Source organism: Candidatus Zixiibacteriota bacterium, from assembly GCA_020853795.1.
Lineage (GTDB): Bacteria > Zixibacteria > MSB-5A5 > CAIYYT01 > CAIYYT01 > JADJGC01.
The window spans coordinates 1-3,229 of the sequence record JADYYF010000202.1 but is presented as its reverse complement, the minus strand read 5'-3'; the positions used below and the strand labels follow the sequence as shown (position 1 = coordinate 3,229).

Below are 3,229 nucleotides of genomic sequence, written 5' to 3'. Positions count from 1 at the left end.
TGATGCACCGCCTCGCGCCGCGCTTGCCAATCCTCCAGAATCGGCTGGAGGTGACGCTTGAGATCTGTTTCCGGGAGTGCGTTGTATGCTTGCTCGAACCGTTCAAACTCGTCCCGGAGTCTGCCCCCTGCGCAATGCTCAGAGGGTTCATACTGGAGATCGGCCGCCCTTGCCACCGCAGCCACACCCGCCTCCGTCTCTCCAAGATAAAGCAGCAGACGCGCCCGCCCCAATTTCACGGCCGCGATCTTGTCGGCGCCGATATCTACCGCCCTCAGATCTGCAATTTGCGATTCAAGCTGCGCCAATCCGTCCGCGTCGAGATCAGCGATCGCCGCTGCCGTCAGCGCCATCGCCAGCAGCCTGCCATATTCCTCGACAAAGCCGCTGAACGTCTGATTTCCCTCGACCGCCTTGATCTCCGGCCAAAACGTCATCAGAAGCTGCAGCCGCGCGCTCTCGGATTGGATCGCCCCCAGTTGATTGCGGAGCCGCTCAAATGCCGTCGCAAACTTGACCGGCGAAATACTCATAGCGTCTCAAACACCCGCAGCGAAATCGCCTGCGCCGAATCGAGCGACCCGAACAGCGACGTGCCGTCCACCGTCTGCTCGTCAATCAGCGCCAGGCCCGGTTGCATCAGCATCACCCGCGCCCGCTTGAAATCGCGACGCCCATGCAAGGCAACCACGCGCACCGCCACTGAAAGCCCGTCCGAGTGATCCGACAGCCAAACTCTGACCACATCGCCCTGTGGCGTCGTCAGTTCCGTCTCGGCGCTGGCGCGGACCAGGTCGGGATTGGCGCTGATCGGCTCCAAATCAAAGACCGCATCCGGCAATCGAACCTGCCACTTGAGCCGGGCCGGATCGCTCACAATGTCCCGCTCGATTTCAACCCGGCCATTGGCGTCGGTAACAAAGCTTCGACCGATCTCCGGCGCTTCCAGAAGCAGAAACGCCGCGGCGTTGGCCTCGGCCGTCGTGACCTGTAACTGGGCACTCTGCCCCGCCGGATCATTCGCAATCGTCACAACCAGATCCTGAGTCTCTGACACCAGGATACTGCGTGCAGATGGCGTGTTCGCGCCGCCGGAATCCGCTGCCAGAAGTTGCTCCCTGTAGTCGGCATCATCTAATCGAGACAGGGGAATAATCCGCGCCGGCGTCTGAGCCAATCGCGAGACCATCTCGTCTACCGAACGGACCAACTGATAAGCGCGCTCTTCCTCTTGAAGAAATTCCGCCAGATTGTCGCAATACTCCCGGCAGAATTCGCACACCAGAACATGGGCGCTGATATTCGCGTCTGTCGCCTGCCCCGCCCGGCTCATCGTTACATAGCGACTGAGCTCATCGCGTGAAGGGTGCATGGCACTCCCTTGCTGGAATCATCCACTTCATAAATAGAACCCAAGACGCCGAATTGTCGGATTATTCCTTACGCGCCCGCGAAATTCTTCGACCGCTCTGCCAATGATCGTCTCAAAAACGTACTTGTAGTCGGCCAGATAACGCTCCACCGCCTCGGCCGGCATGGTCTCCCCAAAATACCGCGGTATCGGGTCCGTCGCTCCCCCGTTCGCAAGGTCGGCAAGATATCTCCCGGCCGCTTCGACAAGCCGGTCCGCCTCCACTTCTGAAATTCTACCCTTCATGACAAATCGGCCGGCGCAATCCTGCCGCACGACAACAATCGCCGCTTCGCACTCCTTCTCAATTTCCTGCTGCAGCACCAACTGCGTTGCTGTCGGCAGGCAAGAGATCGCCGGCGCCTCAATTTCTACGTGCCTGCAGATCACGGTCACGACTGCCCTTGTGAACTCGTGATGCCTGACCCGTGGTGCAAAGCGTTCGTCATTGGCTGTTCGTTCCAACACCTGCCTGACCAGAAGCTCCATTGTCGTGGTCTCCAAATAGCACTCTTCGACCAGGCGCATAAGTTCCTCGTACGGCATCAGATTCCGCCCGGCACTGTCGTTGTCCGGCGCACCGCTCAACCCGATCAACCCCTGCTGGTCATCGATCGATCCATGGGTGTATGTCGGCGATTTCAGCACATGCGAGATGCGCGCCTTGATCTTCGCCACCCCGGGGTCCTCTTGACCGCGCAGGCGAAACAGCTCTTGCCCAACAAATCCGAGCACCAGCGCCCGAAACCGGTCATACAGCACTGCCGCCTCGCAACCGGTAAAATCGTTGATCCCAAGTTTCTCGTAGTAATCGAAGATGATGTGGTAAGGGCGATCGCCGTCGCGCCGCAAGAGCGCGCCCAAAATATCGTATGCGGCCTGGTTGATGTCGCCGCTCGGCCCGTCGCTGGAGCTGGGGAGTTTGTAGCCTCGATTGCGCTTGTAGACTAAACCGGCAACCGTCAGCCGATACGACACTTCATAGAAATCCCTGAATCGCTCGCAATCTTTTGGCGCAATCAGAAATCGCTTGAGTACTTCCGGCGCTTGATCGTGCGGTACGCCTGTTGTCCTGCCCATGAGCGTCGCCCTGGTGATTCGATTCTGTTGACTTGAGCCTAATGCACCCCGGATTCCCGAGGGTTGCCTCCATAAGATACCGCGAATCGCCCCGCCGAGCAAGCTGGATCGTGACAGCCCTTATCTCCCTCAAGGCACAGTCGCGCCGGCTCAAGTCGTCGCTGATACGGTCCTCGAATTCGTTGGCGGTCAGAAGAAAACGGGGCGAAGCCGACAACTGCCGGCATCCGCCCATTACTCATCCAGGCTTGGATCGACGCTGCGGTCGATCTGGCATCCGTTATGCGCCGTCTACTACCCCTCGACCGCCGCCTCCGTCGCCGGCACCGACTGCCGCGCTCCTTCAAACTTCCTGCGATTCGCCATATAATAGAGCAACGGCACTGCCACCGGGCTGATGATCAACGAGGTCACTTCCCCGGCGATCAGCGCAATCGCCAGCCCCTGGAAAATCGGATCGAAGAGGATGATCCCCGCACCAACTATGACCGCGCCCGCCGTCAACAGGATCGGACGGAACCGCACCGCGCCGGCGTCGATCACCGCCTCGGCCAGAGAATGACCTTCGCGCAGCCGTAGCTCCGCGAAGTCAATCAGAATGATCGAATTGCGAATAACAATCCCGGCGCCCGCCATGAAACCGATCATCGACGTGGCCGTGAAGAACGCTCCCATGATGCCATGCGCCGGCATGATCCCGATCAGCGACAACGGAATGACAACCATCAGGATGATCGG

At 59.5% G+C, this 3,229-nt stretch carries 4 protein-coding genes; all 4 read right to left on the bottom strand.

From position 1 onward, the window contains the following. A partial coding sequence (locus IT585_15030) for a hypothetical protein (protein MCC6964564.1) occupies positions 1–533 on the bottom strand: 533 nt, incomplete at its 3' end. Next, a complete protein-coding gene (locus IT585_15025) occupies positions 530–1,372 on the bottom strand; it encodes a hypothetical protein (protein ID MCC6964563.1) in 843 nt (280 codons plus the stop codon). The genes IT585_15025 and IT585_15030, both read right to left, overlap by 4 nt. 27 nt (positions 1,373–1,399) lie before the next feature. Continuing rightward, the gene (locus tag IT585_15020) at positions 1,400–2,491 is read right to left on the bottom strand and encodes a hypothetical protein (GenBank protein MCC6964562.1); all 1,092 of its coding nucleotides are present in this window, start codon (positions 2,489–2,491) and stop codon (positions 1,400–1,402) included. A gap of 294 nt (positions 2,492–2,785) precedes the next feature. Continuing rightward, the coding region (locus IT585_15015) for an efflux RND transporter permease subunit (GenBank protein ID MCC6964561.1) at positions 2,786–3,229 on the bottom strand (444 nt) is incomplete at its 5' end.

Excerpts from the sequence above, each read along its gene's own strand:
- IT585_15025 (MCC6964563.1), bottom strand. The coding sequence starts at position 1,372 with ATGCACCCTTCACGCGATGAGCTCAGTCGCTATGTAACGATGAGCCGG.
- IT585_15020 (MCC6964562.1), bottom strand. The coding sequence starts at position 2,491 with ATGGGCAGGACAACAGGCGTACCGCACGATCAAGCGCCGGAAGTACTC.